Source organism: Citrobacter sp. RHBSTW-00986, from assembly GCF_013783065.1.
GTDB classification, from domain to species: domain Bacteria; phylum Pseudomonadota; class Gammaproteobacteria; order Enterobacterales; family Enterobacteriaceae; genus Citrobacter; species Citrobacter braakii.
Window position 1 is genome coordinate 531,570 of the sequence record NZ_CP056200.1, and the last position, 16,256, is coordinate 547,825.

The 16,256-nt window shown below is 52.0% G+C and carries 12 protein-coding genes and 2 tRNA genes; 11 read left to right on the top strand and 3 right to left on the bottom strand.

Going from position 1 to position 16,256, the window contains the following annotated elements; translation table 11 throughout:
* Positions 1-105 precede the first annotated feature (105 nt).
* The 4 genes from rlmE (at position 106) to glmM (ending at position 5,046) form a co-directional block, all read left to right on the top strand.
* Positions 106-735 (top strand): 23S rRNA (uridine(2552)-2'-O)-methyltransferase RlmE, encoded by a 630-nt coding sequence (gene rlmE, locus HV345_RS02645; RefSeq protein WP_003025015.1) that lies wholly within the window; start codon positions 106-108, stop codon positions 733-735.
* Between the two features lie 99 nt (positions 736-834).
* Complete coding sequence (gene ftsH, locus HV345_RS02650; protein WP_019077783.1) at positions 835-2,769, top strand: ATP-dependent zinc metalloprotease FtsH; 1,935 nt, start codon at positions 835-837, stop codon at positions 2,767-2,769.
* Positions 2,770-2,867: 98 nt separating this feature from the next.
* Positions 2,868-3,716, top strand: coding sequence for a dihydropteroate synthase (gene folP, locus HV345_RS02655; RefSeq protein ID WP_181636214.1), 849 nt, complete (start codon positions 2,868-2,870; stop codon positions 3,714-3,716).
* A complete protein-coding gene (glmM, locus tag HV345_RS02660; protein WP_181636215.1) occupies positions 3,709-5,046 on the top strand; it encodes a phosphoglucosamine mutase in 1,338 nt (445 codons plus the stop codon). The genes folP and glmM overlap by 8 nt, the downstream gene beginning before the upstream one ends.
* A 45-nt stretch (positions 5,047-5,091) precedes the next feature.
* Here the strand turns inward: glmM and dcuC are convergent, their stop codons facing one another.
* Entirely contained in the window at positions 5,092-6,558 is a 1,467-nt protein-coding gene (gene dcuC / locus HV345_RS02665; RefSeq protein WP_181636216.1) for a C4-dicarboxylate transporter DcuC, read from the bottom strand.
* 10 nt (positions 6,559-6,568) lie between these two features.
* Positions 6,569-7,702: a beta-aspartyl-peptidase gene (gene iadA / locus HV345_RS02670; RefSeq protein ID WP_181636217.1), complete on the bottom strand. Its 1,134-nt coding sequence runs from the start codon at positions 7,700-7,702 to the stop codon at positions 6,569-6,571.
* A 148-nt stretch (positions 7,703-7,850) separates the two neighbouring features.
* On the opposite strand from iadA, the gene HV345_RS02675 reads away from it, so the two are divergent.
* The 3 genes from HV345_RS02675 to HV345_RS02685 all read left to right on the top strand — a co-directional run bounded on the left by HV345_RS02675 (position 7,851) and on the right by HV345_RS02685 (position 9,340).
* Positions 7,851-8,744, top strand: coding sequence for a LysR family transcriptional regulator (locus tag HV345_RS02675; RefSeq protein ID WP_181636218.1), 894 nt, complete (start codon positions 7,851-7,853; stop codon positions 8,742-8,744).
* Positions 8,745-8,911: 167 nt separating this feature from the next.
* Positions 8,912-9,244, top strand: a complete 333-nt coding sequence (gene secG, locus HV345_RS02680; protein ID WP_003025000.1) for a preprotein translocase subunit SecG — start codon at positions 8,912-8,914, stop codon at positions 9,242-9,244.
* A gap of 9 nt (positions 9,245-9,253) precedes the next feature.
* A tRNA-Leu gene (locus tag HV345_RS02685) sits at positions 9,254-9,340 on the top strand.
* A 205-nt stretch (positions 9,341-9,545) separates the two neighbouring features.
* On the opposite strand, the gene argG is transcribed toward HV345_RS02685, so the two are convergent.
* Complete coding sequence (gene argG / locus HV345_RS02690; protein WP_003024998.1) at positions 9,546-10,889, bottom strand: argininosuccinate synthase; 1,344 nt, start codon at positions 10,887-10,889, stop codon at positions 9,546-9,548.
* A gap of 334 nt (positions 10,890-11,223) precedes the next feature.
* Between argG and HV345_RS02695 the strand changes: the two genes are divergently transcribed.
* The 4 genes from HV345_RS02695 (at position 11,224) to infB (ending at position 16,191) form a co-directional block, all read left to right on the top strand.
* A tRNA-Met gene (locus HV345_RS02695) sits at positions 11,224-11,300 on the top strand.
* A gap of 207 nt (positions 11,301-11,507) precedes the next feature.
* On the top strand, positions 11,508-11,960 hold the full coding sequence (gene rimP / locus HV345_RS02700; protein WP_003024996.1) for a ribosome maturation factor RimP: 453 nt from the start codon (positions 11,508-11,510) through the stop codon (positions 11,958-11,960).
* 28 nt (positions 11,961-11,988) lie between these two features.
* Entirely contained in the window at positions 11,989-13,476 is a 1,488-nt protein-coding gene (gene nusA, locus HV345_RS02705) for a transcription termination factor NusA (protein ID WP_003024992.1), read from the top strand.
* Positions 13,477-13,500: 24 nt separating this feature from the next.
* Positions 13,501-16,191, top strand: coding sequence for a translation initiation factor IF-2 (gene infB, locus HV345_RS02710; protein ID WP_016154667.1), 2,691 nt, complete (start codon positions 13,501-13,503; stop codon positions 16,189-16,191).
* The last annotated feature ends 65 nt before the right edge of the window (positions 16,192-16,256 follow it).

Here is a 16,256-nt window from a genome sequence, read left to right on the forward strand (position 1 = left end):
GGGATTGAAAACGGGTCATTCTACCGCCATCTCCCATATATCACCAAATAGCTGTGTAGAAATTTACACCATTGGTTACGATGAACTGCCCTTTGGGAATGTGAAATGACAGGTAAAAAGCGTTCTGCCAGCTCGAGTCGCTGGCTTCAGGAACACTTTAGCGATAAATATGTTCAGCAGGCGCAGAAAAAGGGGTTACGTTCCCGTGCCTGGTTTAAACTTGATGAAATACAGCAAAGTGACAAAATTTTTAAACCGGGGATGACGATTGTTGATCTCGGTGCTGCTCCCGGTGGCTGGTCGCAATATGCGGTTACGCAGATCGGCAACACTGGCCGCATTATCGCTTGCGATCTTTTACCTATGGATCCAATCGTTGGTGTGGACTTTCTTCAGGGCGACTTTCGTGATGAATTAGTCCTGAAAGCGTTACTTGAGCGCGTAGGTGACAGTAAAGTACAAGTTGTCATGTCTGATATGGCGCCAAATATGTGTGGAACACCGGCGGTGGATATTCCCCGGGCCATGTATCTGGTAGAGCTGGCGCTTGGAATGGCTCGTGATGTATTAGCGCCAGGTGGTAGTTTTGTAGTGAAGGTGTTCCAGGGCGAAGGCTTCGATGAGTATCTAAGAGAGATTCGCTCCCTGTTTACGAAGGTCAAAGTTCGTAAGCCGGACTCTTCTCGCGCCCGTTCGCGTGAAGTGTATATTGTAGCGACCGGGCGTAAACCATAACCGGTAGATTTCAAACGAAAGTTTGAAAGAAACTGGATATAGAGTATCCTGACGCTGTTTTTAACACAGTTGTAATATGAGGTTAATCCCTTGAGTGACATGGCGAAAAACCTAATTCTCTGGCTGGTCATTGCCGTTGTGCTGATGTCAGTATTCCAGAGCTTTGGGCCCAGCGAGTCTAATGGCCGTAAGGTTGATTACTCTACCTTCCTGCAAGAGGTCAATCAGGACCAGGTTCGTGAAGCGAAGATCAACGGACGTGAGATTAACGTTACCAAGAAAGATAGTAACCGTTACACGACCTACATTCCGGTTAACGATCCGAAGCTGCTTGATAACCTGCTGACCAAAAACGTCAAGGTTGTTGGTGAACCGCCTGAAGAGCCGAGCCTGCTGGCTTCTATCTTCATTTCCTGGTTCCCAATGCTGCTGCTGATTGGTGTCTGGATCTTCTTCATGCGTCAAATGCAGGGCGGTGGTGGCAAAGGTGCCATGTCGTTCGGTAAGAGCAAAGCGCGCATGCTGACGGAAGATCAGATCAAAACGACTTTTGCTGACGTTGCTGGTTGCGACGAAGCAAAAGAAGAAGTTGCTGAGCTGGTTGAGTATCTGCGCGAACCGAGCCGTTTCCAGAAGCTGGGCGGTAAAATCCCGAAAGGCGTCCTGATGGTCGGTCCTCCGGGTACGGGTAAAACCCTGCTGGCGAAAGCTATCGCAGGTGAAGCGAAGGTTCCTTTCTTCACCATTTCCGGTTCTGATTTCGTGGAAATGTTCGTGGGTGTCGGTGCATCTCGTGTGCGTGACATGTTCGAACAAGCCAAGAAAGCGGCACCGTGCATCATCTTCATCGATGAAATCGACGCCGTAGGTCGCCAGCGTGGTGCAGGTCTGGGCGGTGGTCACGATGAACGTGAGCAGACACTGAACCAGATGCTGGTTGAGATGGACGGCTTCGAAGGTAACGAAGGCATTATCGTTATCGCGGCAACTAACCGTCCGGACGTTCTTGACCCTGCGCTGCTGCGTCCAGGCCGTTTCGACCGTCAGGTTGTGGTTGGTCTGCCGGATGTCCGCGGTCGTGAACAGATCCTGAAAGTGCATATGCGTCGCGTACCGCTGTCTCCGGATATCGATGCGGCAATCATTGCACGTGGTACGCCTGGCTTCTCCGGTGCAGATCTCGCGAACCTGGTCAACGAAGCGGCGCTGTTTGCAGCTCGTGGCAACAAGCGTGTTGTATCGATGGTTGAATTCGAGAAAGCGAAAGACAAAATCATGATGGGTGCGGAACGTCGCTCCATGGTGATGACGGAAGCGCAGAAAGAATCTACCGCGTATCACGAAGCAGGCCACGCGATTATCGGTCGCCTGGTACCGGAACACGATCCGGTGCACAAAGTGACGATTATCCCGCGCGGTCGTGCGCTGGGTGTGACTTTCTTCCTGCCTGAAGGCGACGCAATCAGCGCCAGCCGCCAGAAACTTGAAAGTCAGATCTCCACGCTGTACGGCGGTCGTCTGGCCGAAGAGATCATCTACGGTGTTGAACATGTTTCTACCGGTGCGTCGAACGACATTAAAGTCGCGACTAACCTGGCGCGTAACATGGTTACTCAGTGGGGCTTCTCCGAGAAACTCGGTCCGTTGCTGTACGCTGAAGAAGAAGGCGAAGTGTTCCTGGGACGTTCTGTGGCGAAAGCTAAACATATGTCCGATGAAACGGCTCGTATTATCGATCAGGAAGTTAAACTGCTGATTGAGCGTAACTATGACCGTGCGCGTCGTCTGCTGAACGAAAACATGGACATTCTGCACTCGATGAAAGATGCGCTCATGAAATATGAGACCATCGATGCGCCGCAGATTGATGATCTGATGGCTCGCCGCGAGGTACGTCCGCCAGCGGGTTGGGAAGAACCGGGTTCTTCTAACAACAACTCTGGCAGCACCGGCAAGCCGAGTGCGCCGCGTCCGGTTGATGAACCGCGTGCGCCGGACTCTGGCACCATGTCAGAGCAACTGGGCGACAAATAAGTTATCGTTGATGATGACCGTGTTCTAATTTAAAACCCTGGGGCTTGCCCCGGGGTTTTTCTTATTTGTATATTCAAGATGTTATCAGGGATAAAACTATGAAACTCTTTGCTCAGGGGTCTTCACTGGATCTCAGCCATCCACACGTCATGGGGATTTTGAACGTCACGCCAGATTCCTTCTCCGATGGTGGTGCGCACAACTCTCTGGTTGAGGCGGTAAAACACGCAAACCTGATGATTAACGCTGGGGCGACTATCATTGATGTGGGTGGTGAATCCACGCGTCCAGGCGCGGCAGATGTGAGCGTGGAAGAAGAGTTGCAGCGAGTGATCCCGGTGGTGGAGGCGATTGCTCAACGTTTTGAAGTGTGGATTTCGGTCGATACTTCAAAAGCAGAAGTGATTCGCGAGTGCGCCAGAGTCGGCGCACATATCATCAATGACATTCGCTCACTCTCGGAACCTGGGGCGCTGGAAGCCGCAGCAGAAACGGGATTACCGGTTTGTCTGATGCATATGCAGGGTCAGCCGAAAACCATGCAGGAAGCACCAAAGTACGAGGATGTTTTTGCTGATGTAAACCGTTACTTTGTTGAACAAATAGCACGCTGCGAGCGGGCTGGAATCACAAAAGATAAATTGTTGCTCGACCCTGGGTTCGGATTTGGTAAAAATCTCTCTCATAACTACACATTACTGGCACGTTTGGCTGAGTTTCATCATTTTAATCTGCCATTGCTGGTTGGAATGTCACGAAAATCAATGGTTGGCCAGTTGTTGAATGTGGGGCCATCCGAACGCTTGAGCGGGAGCCTTGCGTGCGCGGTCATTGCGGCAATGCAGGGGGCGCATATCGTTCGTGTCCATGACGTCAAAGAAACCGTAGAAGCGATGCGTGTGGTGGAAGCCACATTGTCTGCAAAGGAAAATAAACGCTATGAGTAATCGTAAATATTTTGGCACCGATGGGATCCGTGGTCGCGTAGGCGACGCCCCAATTACCCCTGACTTTGTGCTCAAACTGGGTTGGGCTGCAGGAAAAGTGCTGGCACGTCATGGTTCACGTAAAATTATTATCGGCAAAGATACGCGTATTTCTGGCTATATGCTGGAGTCCGCACTGGAAGCGGGTCTGGCTGCCGCCGGACTGTCGGCTTCTTTCACGGGCCCAATGCCAACACCCGCCATTGCGTATCTGACGCGCGCCTTCCGTGCTGAAGCTGGGATTGTTATCTCCGCTTCGCACAACCCGTACTATGACAACGGGATTAAATTCTTCTCCATCGATGGGACCAAACTGCCGGATGCGGTTGAAGAAGCTATCGAAGCCGAAATGGAAAAAGCGATCACCTGCGTGGACTCGGCTGACCTGGGTAAAGCTACCCGTATCGTTGATGCTGCCGGTCGTTATATCGAGTTTTGCAAAGGCACCTTCCCGAATGAATTGAGTCTGAGTGAGCTTAAAATTGTGGTGGATTGCGCTAATGGTGCGACGTACCACATTGCGCCAAATGTACTGCGTGAGCTGGGCGCAAACGTGATTGCTATTGGCTGTGAGCCAAACGGTGTGAATATCAATGAAGAAGTCGGCGCTACCGACGTCCGTGGCCTGCAGGCGCGCGTGATGGCGGAAAAAGCTGATCTGGGTATTGCGCTGGATGGTGACGGCGACCGCGTCATTATGGTTGACCACGAAGGCAATAAGGTCGATGGCGATCAGATCATGTACATCATTGCCCGTGAAGCCCTGCGTCAGGGGCAACTGCGCGGTGGCGCGGTAGGCACGCTGATGAGCAATATGGGCCTCGAGCTGGCGCTGAAACAGTTGGGTATTCCGTTTGCCCGTGCGAAAGTCGGCGACCGCTACGTACTGGAAAAAATGCAGGAAAAAGGCTGGCGTATCGGTGCTGAAAACTCAGGCCATGTGATCCTGCTGGACAAAACCACCACCGGTGACGGTATCGTTGCAGGTCTGCAGGTACTGGCGGCGATGGTGCGTAACCATATGAGTTTGCACGACCTGTGCAGCGGCATGAAAATGTTCCCGCAACTGCTGGTTAACGTACGTTACACCGCAGGTAGCGGCGATCCGCTGGAACATGAAAACGTGAAAGCGGTGATGGCTGAAGTTGAAGCTGCACTGGGCAATCGCGGACGTGTTCTGCTGCGTAAGTCAGGTACTGAACCGTTAATTCGCGTGATGGTTGAAGGTGAAGATGAAGCGCAGGTGACTGAATTCGCTCACCGTATTGCCGATGCCGTCAAAGCGGTGTAATCACTAAAGACAGTGAAAACCGGAGTCTGGGACTCCGGTTTTTTATTACTGTACGGGAAGCGACTGTTTATGTCGGCGCTGCCAGAAGTAACCACCGATCATTAATATTACAAGGACTGCCAGCCACGGCAGAACCGCCAGCAAATGCCCTGACCGGGCAAAGGTCAGCACAATCATCAGTAACCAACCGCCCAGCATCGGAATCGCGGTGCGCTTAACAATGTCCACAGGTGAGACGCCTGCAATTCCCGCGATAGCAATGATGACGCCGGAAATGGGGGATAACGTACGACCAATACCCGCCGATATCTGGATAGGCAACATCATGACTGCGATGTCGCTACCGATATGACGGCTGATGTCCGGTACCATCGGGGCGAAGGAGAAAAACGCCGCATTTCCTGAGCCCATTAGCGCTGAAATTGCAAAGGTGATAAGGGTCATCAGCAGGATAATAGAGGCGGCGCTGAGGCCAAATTCACCGGAAAGCGACAGCAGCGCATCGACGGCGCCAATGGCTTTCAGTCCGGCTGAAAAGACTTCACCGGCGATAATCAGCGTGACGACGGTGGCAAAAACGCTGCCCATGCTGTCAAAGACTTTTTGTACGCCTGCCATCACCTCGCGCGCCTTACGATGACGGCAATACTCACAAACCAGGGTAATGGCGAGGCTTATCAGTACGGCGGTATCCAGCGTAATTTTGAGCGAACTGAATACTAAATCACTGCACACCAGCATCAACACCAGCGGCAACATGGGCAGAAAAAGCCAGGCGATCGGTGCTTCAGTTTCATCGGTCGACGTTAATGTCTGCATCTGCTGAGCCACACCGTCACCGCTTTCCCGATGGTCGAAAAAGCGTTGCACAACAATATGTAGCAGGGCGATGAACAGAATAACGGGGACGACGATCGGCAACTGATCCTGCACGAAATAGTTCACCACCTCGATGCCTGCAGTTTTGGCGGCGAGAACCGAGTTGCCGGAACCTGGACCAAATTCAACCGCACAGGTACTGGCGATAACGGCGGCAACGGCAGCGCGGCTACAGCCAAGACGGGTCAGCAGCGGGTAGAGCGTCGCCATCAACAGCAGACCCAGCCCGGTGGCGCTGCTGATAAACAGCGACAGGAATTGACCCAGCAACAGCGCCAGCCCCAACAGCAGATACGGTGAGTTCAGGCGTTGCAAAGGGCGAGATGTCACCCGAACCAGCACCTGGCTTGCGCCAATGGCCGACATATATGTAGCGAAACCACCAATCAGCATAATTTGCAGCCCAAGGCCGCCGAGGCGCACGCTCAGGGTATCGCGAATAAACTCGAAGGCATCAAAGGGGCCGAATCCGGTGTTTTTTTTCACCAGGTCACTGAGCGTGGTCATCCCGCTAAAATGCGCGATAAGCAGCAGCACAATCCCGGTCAACAGCAACACTGACTGGGGGTGATATTTTTTGAGGATCAGACGTCCAGCAAAAATGATGGCAATTAGCGCCAGTAATAATGACATTCTTGCCCCCTTACTCGAAGTTGCCAGTAACCAGACACTCGCCATCCCGCAGCAACGGCTTACCCGCAGCGAACAGATGGGCCAGCGAGAGGTCATCATTGAGTACACAGATATCGGCACGTTCCCCGGCGCAGAGCACGCCGCCGGAAATACCCAGCGAGCGCGCAACGTTTGCCGTCAACATCGCGATCGCTTGTGGCACTGGGATCCCCACATCAATCAGACGAGGAAGAAGATTAAGGTTACCTGCGACCGGTGCCGCGCTTAAGCCTTCCACAATACCCTGGGCGTTAAAGCGCGGAACGCTGCCATTACCATCAGAGCTGATCGTGATGCGATCGGCTGGAACCTGGGCTTCCAGAGCGTGGAGGATTGCCTGCTCCTGAGGCATAAAGCGACTACCGCCAGACGTAACGTCGATATGGCCGCCACGATGAGCGAACGCAATCGCCTGTTCGAACAAGGGCGCTGTTCTCGCAACATGGGTCGGTGAAATGTGGTGAATCGGAATGCCTGCATCACACAGCTCATTAAGCTGCGACATCCCTTCCGGCAGATTTCCCAGATGTACATGCAGTAACCCTTTTTTGCCTGCCAGCAGGGAAGCCACGCGGATATCGCTTACTATTCTCAGCAACTCCTGGAAAGAGGGGTAAGAACCACGGTGATCGGCGAGGGCGATTTTGACGCCAAGAATCGCCGGAATGAAGGTCATGTCATCGCGGATGGATCGCGTAATGGTTGGGCTGGGTACCGCGTAGGCTCCCGTATGCATAAATGCGCGTAATCCTTCAAGGTTGAGAGACTGCATTTTGGCGTAGAGGTCTTTGGGCGAACGAGAAATGGCATCGGTACCTAACACGCCGACAACCGTGGTAATACCTGCCTGAATCAGATCGCGTAGCTTGACGGCTGGCGTTCGGCTGGCAAATCCAGCCTCGCCACCGCCACCGGTAAGATGGACATGTTGATCGATTATGCCTGGGATAACCCATTTGCCATGACAATCGATGACCTCGTCGACGCCATCAAACAGGGAAATATCTTTTTCTACCGCCACAATTCGGTCGGCATGAATGAGCAGGGAGCAGAGGCCTAAATCCTCGGGAGAAAAAACACGGGCATTGGTCAATAAAGTAAACATATCGGTCCTGTCAAACGTCGTGGGTGAGAGTCGGCAGGTGAAAAGGAATATTGTTGTTATGATGCCCACCATAAAGCCATTACTATAACTATGACTATTACCGATTTGGTATTGGAGGATGCGGTTATGGCATGGTGGAGAGTTCAACGTGGATTGTAAGTGGCTGGAAGATTTTCTGGCATTGAGTCAGCATGGAAACTACTCTCAGGCCGCGGCGCAGCGGCATATTACTCAACCTGCACTCAGTCGGCGTATAAAGGCGCTGGAAGAGGTGTTAGGGGTGCCGTTGTTTGACCGGACCACGACCCCCGTTACGCTGACACGCTACGGTGAACGCTTTGAACCCTATGCCCGGCACGTCCTCAGTACACTAACAGAGGCGCGCCACGAGCTATCGGCGATGACGCCAGCAACGGACAATACGCTGGTGATGGTTAGCCTGCATACGCTGTCGGTGAATATCCTGCCGGATATGATCAACTATCTGCGACAGAGCGAACCGCAGTTAAATTTTACGGTTAATGCCAGTATTCAGGGGATAGACAACCATTTTAACGCCTTGATAGATAGGCAAATCGATCTGCTGGTGACCTACGATTTACCGTCTTCGCAGCCGGGGCTGGAGATTGCCGGAGGGTTAAAACGTTCACTATGGCGGTATGAGCGATTTATACCGGTTATTTCTGCGCAGTTGGCTAATGCGCTTAACGCTCCGCATGTGCCGCTCCCATGGCTATGCTATAGCGATTACACCTTTGTCAGACGCATTATTGAGCCAGCTGAACAACGCGTCCGCCCACGTCTGAAAAAAGTGTTTGAGAGTGGTTTAAGCGAAACGATACGAGAAATGGTGCTGCGGCATATGGGAATGGCATGGTTACCCGAATCGATGGTGGCGGAAGAGTTGGTGAACCAGCAAATTATTCACTGCTGGCCAGAAAACGCTGACCTGATTTGTGAAATTCCCGTTGTGGTATGGGCGAATCTTGACGATCAACGCGCCGTCATGCAGAGATGCTGGGAGAAGTTGCTGCGTTTTTGATTGATATGGCGATTTTTTCCGCAGTTGATACAATGCCAACAAATTGCCCTTGCGAAGGTTATTCGCTTTGGTTAGTATTCACACCCGCTTCAGTGGGAAACAGTAAACATTCCCGCTTTAATGGTCGAAGCATTGTACGCGGCAAATCCGCAAGGAACAGGTTGATTATGCACGAAGCTCTTTTAGTAGTTTTCCTTATTGTGGCAATTGGCCTGGTAGGCTTGATCATGCTGCAGCAAGGCAAAGGCGCTGATATGGGAGCCTCTTTTGGCGCAGGCGCTTCTGGTACTCTGTTTGGTTCAAGTGGTTCTGGTAACTTCATGACCCGCATGACAGCTGTATTGGGAACCTTGTTCTTCATCATCAGTCTGGTGCTGGGTAACATGAACAGCAATAAGACCAATAAAGGAAGTGAGTGGGAAAATCTGAGTGCACCGGCGAAAACCGAGCAAACTCAGCCAGCTGCTCCGGCTCAGCCGACCAGCGATATCCCACGCTAAGTATTCTGTACCGAGGTGGTGGAATTGGTAGACACGCTACCTTGAGGTGGTAGTGCCCTAACGGGCTTGTGGGTTCGAGTCCCATCCTCGGTACCAAATTCCAAAAAAAAGACGCTGCAAAGCGTCTTTTTTTTCGTCTGTCATTTGTGGTAGTTCTGTAGGTCGGATAAGACATTTAGGACGCCGTCCGACTATTACAATACCTGATGATGCCAGGCTTATCAGGCCCCCAGGGTAACAGAACATCCCTATTTTCTGCGCATAAAAAAGGCCGCTTTCGCGGCCTGAAGATGATGAATATTTACTTTGCCTTGTTTTCCAGATTCTCAACCTGCGGCAGGCCGGTTGTGGAAGAGGCGGTCAGCAGGCCAGACTGCGCATAACCGAACAGCTTCTCGCGGGTATCAGTGATATCCAGATTACGCATGGTCAACTGACCGATACGATCATCCGGAGAGAATACTGAGTCGCCTTTTTCCATCGTCAGACGTTCTGGTTTGTAAGTCAGATTGTCAGACACGGTGTTGAGGATGGAGTAATCATTACCGCGACGCAGTTCCAGCGTCACTTCACCCGTAATCTGGCTGGCAACCCAACGCTGCAGACCGTCACGCAGCATCAGCGCCTGAGAGTCAAACCAGCGGCCCTGATACAACAGACGACCAAGCTGGCGACCGTGCGCGTGATACTGCTCGATGGTGTCTTCGTTGTGAATCCCGGTCAGCAAACGCTCATAGGCGATGTGCAGCAATGCCATCCCCGGAGCTTCGTAGATGCCCCGGCTTTTCGCTTCAATGATACGGTTTTCAATCTGATCGCTCATACCCAGACCGTGACGGCCGCCGATGCGGTTGGCTTCCAGCATCATCTCAACGTCGTCGCTGAAGGTTTTACCGTTCAGCGCAACCGGATGACCCTGCTCAAAACGCACGGTGACTTCTTCTGCCGGGATCTTCACGCTCTCATCCCAGAATTTCACGCCCATGATCGGGTTGACGATTTTGACGCTGGAGTTCAGAAACTCGAGGTCTTTTGCTTCGTGGGTCGCCCCGAGCATATTGGAGTCCGTGGAGTACGCTTTCTCAACGGACATCTTGTAGTCGAAACCACAGGCAATCATAAATTCGGACATCTCATGGCGACCGCCGAGTTCATCGATAAAATCGGTATCCAGCCATGGTTTGTAAATCTGCAGTTCGGCGTTGGTCAGCAGACCGTAACGATAGAAACGTTCAATATCGTTACCTTTATAGGTGCTACCGTCACCCCAGATATTAACGCCATCTTCTTTCATGGCCGCAACCAGCATGGTGCCGGTGACAGCACGGCCCAGCGGAGTGGTATTGAAATAGGTCAGTCCGCCGGTGGTGTTGTGGAATGCACCGCACTGAATCGCAGCAATCCCTTCGGCAACCAGCTGCTTACGGCAATCTACCAGGCGAGCATTCTCAGCACCATATTCCATTGCACGGCGAGGAATGGCGTCATAGTCATCCTCATCCGGCTGGCCCAAATTCGCAGTATATGCATATGGGACAGCCCCTTTTTGTCGCATCCACAGCAGTGCTGCACTGGTGTCCAGGCCGCCGGAAAAAGCGATACCAATACGTTGACCTACCGGGAGATGCTTGAGAATCGTCGTCATAAAATAAAACCCTGCTTGATAGACTGGTGAAGAGGTCGGTTTATTATACTAATTGCATTTTTATGCAAAATAAGTGAGTTTTCATTTAATCATCTTTTCTGGATGACAGGAAGAGTTTAGTGATAATTTCGTTAAATAACGGCGCGGGTGACACATTTATCTGGTCGAATATTCGCTGGACAGCATTCATTGATTTGCATAGTCGTAACAAGGTTGACATACCGCATAGTGAATCAATATACTGTGCGCAGATTTTACGTCCCGTCCTCGGTACCAAATCCCAGCAGTATTTGCATTTTTTACCCAAAACGAGTAAAATTTGCCACGTTTCAGGCGCGGGGTGGAGCAGCCTGGTAGCTCGTCGGGCTCATAACCCGAAGGTCGTCGGTTCAAATCCGGCCCCCGCAACCACTTTCCCTTAGAGTTCTTTTTCAAATATACTGTGAAGACTTAGGCCTTCGTAGCTGGATTTGAAAAAAATTCTTTCGGAAGGTTTTCCGAACCGCAGGTGCGGTTATAGGGTTCAGTTATATAAAGCCCCGATTTATCGGGGTTTTTTGTTATCTGACTACAGAATAACTGGGCTTTAGGCCCTTTTTTTATGTCTTGGGGGTGGGCTTGTCCACATTAGAGCAAAAATTAACAGAGATGATTACAGCGCCAGTTGAAGCCCTGGGCTACGAGTTGGTCGGCATCGAATTTATTCGTGGTCGCACATCCACACTGCGCATCTATATTGATAGTGAAGATGGCATCAATGTTGATGATTGTGCTGATGTGAGCCATCAGGTAAGCGCCGTGATGGATGTCGAAGACCCAATCACCGTTGCCTACAACCTGGAAGTCTCCTCTCCGGGTCTCGACCGTCCTCTGTTCACAGCTGAACACTACGTGCGTTTCCTGGGTGAAGAAGTGACGCTGGTTCTTCGTATGGCGGTACAAAACCGTCGTAAATGGCAGGGCGTTATCAAAGCGGTGGATGGTGAGATGATCACGGTCACAGTCGAAGGTAAAGATGAAGTGTTCGCGCTGAGTAATATCCAGAAGGCGAACCTGGTTCCCCACTTTTAACAGTCTGGATTGAGGTGAAAAGCCCGCGATGAACAAAGAAATTTTGGCTGTTGTTGAAGCCGTATCCAACGAAAAAGCGCTGCCACGCGAGAAAATTTTTGAAGCGCTGGAAAGTGCGCTGGCTACAGCAACAAAGAAAAAATATGAGCAAGAGATCGACGTTCGCGTAGAAATCGATCGTAAAAGCGGTGATTTCGATACCTTTCGTCGTTGGGTAATCGTAGAAGAAGTTACTCAGCCGACCAAAGAAATTACGCTGGAAGCGGCACGCTTCGAAGACGAAAGTCTGAACGTGGGCGAATATGTTGAAGATCAGATTGAATCTGTCACCTTTGACCGTATCACCACCCAGACCGCGAAACAGGTTATCGTACAGAAAGTACGTGAAGCCGAACGCGCAATGGTTGTCGATCAGTTCCGCGAACACGAAGGCGAAATCGTCACCGGTGTGGTGAAGAAAGTTAACCGCGACAACATTTCTCTGGATCTGGGCAGCAATGCTGAAGCCGTGATCCTGCGTGAAGACATGCTGCCGCGTGAAAACTTCCGCCCAGGTGACCGTATTCGTGGCGTTCTTTACTCTGTACGCCCGGAAGCGCGCGGTGCGCAGCTGTTCGTAACCCGTTCCAAACCGGAAATGCTGATAGAGCTGTTCCGCATTGAAGTGCCGGAAATTGGCGAAGAAGTGATCGAAATTAAAGCGGCTGCTCGCGATCCGGGTTCACGTGCGAAAATCGCCGTTAAGACCAACGACAAGCGTATTGATCCGGTCGGTGCCTGTGTGGGTATGCGCGGTGCGCGCGTTCAGGCGGTTTCTACCGAACTGGGCGGTGAGCGTATCGATATTGTCCTGTGGGATGATAATCCGGCGCAGTTCGTGATTAACGCAATGGCGCCAGCAGACGTCGCTTCTATCGTGGTGGATGAAGACAAACACACCATGGATATCGCGGTTGAAGCCGGTAATCTGGCTCAGGCGATTGGACGTAATGGTCAGAACGTCCGCCTGGCTTCACAACTGAGCGGTTGGGAACTCAACGTGATGACCGTTGATGACCTGCAGGCGAAGCATCAGGCTGAAGCACATGCAGCCATTGATACCTTCACCAAATATCTCGATATCGATGAAGATTTCGCGACAGTTCTGGTGGAAGAAGGTTTTGCGACGCTGGAAGAACTGGCCTACGTGCCAATGAAAGAGCTGCTGGAAATTGACGGCCTGGATGAACAGACCGTTGAAGCGCTGCGCGAGCGTGCTAAAAACGCACTGACCACTCTGGCACTGGCCCAGGAAGAAAGTCTCGGTGATAACAAACCGGCTGACGATCTGCTGAATCTGGAAGGATTGGATCGTGAGATGGCCTTCAAACTGGCTGCCCGTGGTGTTTGTACGCTGGAAGATCTCGCTGAACAGGGCATTGATGATCTGGCTGATATCGAAGGGTTGACCGACGAAAAAGCCGGTGAGCTGATTATGGCTGCCCGTAATATTTGCTGGTTCGGCGACGAAGCGTAATAAACTGTAGCAGGAAGGAACAGTATGACAGATGTAACCGTAAAAACGCTGGCTGCAGAGATACAGACCTCCGTGGATCGCCTGGTACAGCAATTTGCTGATGCAGGTATCCCGAAGTCTGCTGACGACTCTGTGTCCGCACAAGAGAAACAAACCTTACTGGCGCATCTGAACCGTGAAAACGGCTCAGCGCCCGATAAGTTGACATTGCAGCGTAAAACGCGCAGTACTCTCAATATTCCAGGTACCGGTGGAAAAAGCAAATCGGTACAAATCGAAGTCCGCAAGACACGCACCTTTGTGAAACGCGATCCGCAAGAGGCTGAACGCCTTGCCGCGGAAGAGCAGGCGCAGCGTGAAGCGGAAGAGCAAGCCCGTCGTGAGGCAGAAGAAGCTGCCAAACGCGAGGCGCAACAAAAAGCCGAACGTGAGGCCGCAGAACAAGCTAAGCGTGAAGCCGCTGATAAAGCGAAACGTGAAGCTGCGGAAAAAGACAAAGTGAGCAATCAACAGACCGACGATATGACTAAAACCGCCCAGGCCGAAAAAGCCCGCCGTGAAAATGAAGCCGCAGAACTGAAGCGTAAAGCGGAAGAAGAAGCACGTCGCAAGCTTGAAGAAGAAGCGCGCCGCGTAGCGGAAGAAGCTCGCCGTATGGCGGAAGAAAACGAGAAGAATGGTGTGAATAACGCTGAACCTGTTGAAGATACCAGCGATTATCACGTCACCACCTCTCAGCATGCTCGCCAGGCAGAAGACGAGAACGATCGTGAAGTAGAAGGCGGTCGTGGTCGTACTCGCAGCACGAAAGCAGCGCGTCCGGCGAAGAAAGGTAACAAACACGCTGAATCTAAAGCTGACCGTGAAGAAGCGCGTGCAGCGGTTCGCGGCGGTAAAGGCGGTAAGCAGCGTAAAGGTTCCGCTCTGCAGCAGGGCTTCCAGAAGCCGGCTCAGGCCGTTAACCGTGACGTTGTGATCGGCGAAACCATCACCGTTGGCGATCTGGCGAACAAGATGGCAGTCAAAGGTTCTCAGGTCATCAAAGCGATGATGAAGCTGGGCGCAATGGCGACCATTAACCAGGTCATCGACCAGGAAACCGCACAGCTGGTTGCCGAAGAGATGGGTCACAAAGTTATCCTGCGTCGTGAAAACGAGCTGGAAGAAGCAGTAATGAGCGACCGTGACACCGGCGCTGCGGCAGAACCGCGCGCACCGGTAGTGACCATCATGGGTCACGTTGACCACGGTAAAACGTCTCTGCTGGACTACATTCGCTCCACGAAAGTTGCCTCTGGCGAAGCGGGCGGCATTACTCAGCACATCGGTGCGTACCATGTTGAAACTGACAACGGTATGATCACCTTCCTGGATACCCCGGGTCACGCCGCGTTTACCTCCATGCGTGCTCGTGGTGCTCAGGCAACGGATATCGTTGTTCTGGTTGTTGCAGCAGATGACGGCGTGATGCCGCAGACTATCGAAGCTATCCAGCACGCGAAAGCGGCAGGTGTGCCGGTAGTGGTTGCAGTCAACAAAATCGATAAACCAGAAGCGGATCCAGATCGCGTTAAAAACGAACTGTCCCAGTACGGCATCATGCCGGAAGATTGGGGCGGCGAGAGCCAGTTCGTCCACGTTTCTGCGAAAGCGGGTACCGGTATCGACGAACTGCTGGATGCTATCCTGCTGCAGGCCGAAGTACTGGAACTGAAAGCTGTGCGTAAAGGTATGGCGAGCGGTGCGGTTATCGAATCCTTCCTGGATAAAGGTCGTGGTCCGGTTGCTACCGTGCTGGTACGTGAAGGTACGCTGAACAAAGGCGACATCGTACTGTGTGGTTTCGAATACGGCCGTGTTCGTGCGATGCGTAACGAACTGGGTCAGGAAGTACTGGAAGCGGGTCCATCCATTCCGGTGGAAATCCTGGGTCTGTCCGGTGTTCCGGCTGCGGGTGACGAAGTTACCGTTGTTCGTGACGAGAAGAAAGCCCGTGAAGTTGCACTGTACCGTCAGGGCAAATTCCGTGAAGTTAAACTGGCTCGTCAGCAGAAATCTAAACTGGAGAACATGTTCGCCAACATGACCGAAGGCGAAGTTCACGAAGTGAACATCGTTCTGAAGGCCGATGTTCAGGGTTCTGTAGAAGCGATTTCCGACTCTTTACTGAAACTGTCTACCGACGAAGTAAAAGTGAAGATTATCGGTTCTGGCGTAGGTGGTATCACCGAAACCGACGCGACCCTGGCTGCGGCATCCAACGCGATTCTGGTTGGCTTCAACGTCCGTGCTGATGCCTCTGCACGTAAAGTTATCGAATCAGAAAGCCTGGATCTGCGTTACTACTCCGTCATCTATCATCTGATCGACGAAGTGAAAGCAGCGATGAGCGGCATGCTGTCTCCGGAACTGAAACAGCAGATCATTGGTCTGGCTGAAGTTCGTGATGTGTTCAAATCACCGAAATTCGGCGCTATCGCAGGCTGTATGGTTACCGAAGGCACGATTAAACGTCACAACCCAATCCGCGTACTGCGCGACAACGTGGTTATCTATGAAGGCGAGCTGGAATCCCTGCGCCGCTTCAAGGATGACGTCAACGAAGTCCGTAACGGCATGGAATGTGGTATCGGCGTTAAGAACTACAACGACGTTCGCGTTGGCGATATGATCGAAGTGTTCGAGATTATCGAGATCAAACGTACCATCGCATAATCTTCGTCGTCTTTTGGGCCGCAACTGCGTTGGCTGCGCTCGATCACCCCGGTCACATAGTTATC

Excerpts from the sequence above, each read along its gene's own strand:
- rlmE (WP_003025015.1), top strand. The coding sequence starts at position 106 with ATGACAGGTAAAAAGCGTTCTGCCAGCTCGAGTCGCTGGCTTCAGGAA.
- ftsH (WP_019077783.1), top strand. The coding sequence starts at position 835 with ATGGCGAAAAACCTAATTCTCTGGCTGGTCATTGCCGTTGTGCTGATG.
- folP (WP_181636214.1), top strand. The coding sequence starts at position 2,868 with ATGAAACTCTTTGCTCAGGGGTCTTCACTGGATCTCAGCCATCCACAC.
- glmM (WP_181636215.1), top strand. The coding sequence starts at position 3,709 with ATGAGTAATCGTAAATATTTTGGCACCGATGGGATCCGTGGTCGCGTA.
- dcuC (WP_181636216.1), bottom strand. The coding sequence starts at position 6,558 with ATGTCATTATTACTGGCGCTAATTGCCATCATTTTTGCTGGACGTCTG.
- iadA (WP_181636217.1), bottom strand. The coding sequence starts at position 7,702 with ATGTTTACTTTATTGACCAATGCCCGTGTTTTTTCTCCCGAGGATTTA.
- secG (WP_003025000.1), top strand. The coding sequence starts at position 8,912 with ATGCACGAAGCTCTTTTAGTAGTTTTCCTTATTGTGGCAATTGGCCTG.
- argG (WP_003024998.1), bottom strand. The coding sequence starts at position 10,889 with ATGACGACGATTCTCAAGCATCTCCCGGTAGGTCAACGTATTGGTATC.
- nusA (WP_003024992.1), top strand. The coding sequence starts at position 11,989 with ATGAACAAAGAAATTTTGGCTGTTGTTGAAGCCGTATCCAACGAAAAA.
- infB (WP_016154667.1), top strand. The coding sequence starts at position 13,501 with ATGACAGATGTAACCGTAAAAACGCTGGCTGCAGAGATACAGACCTCC.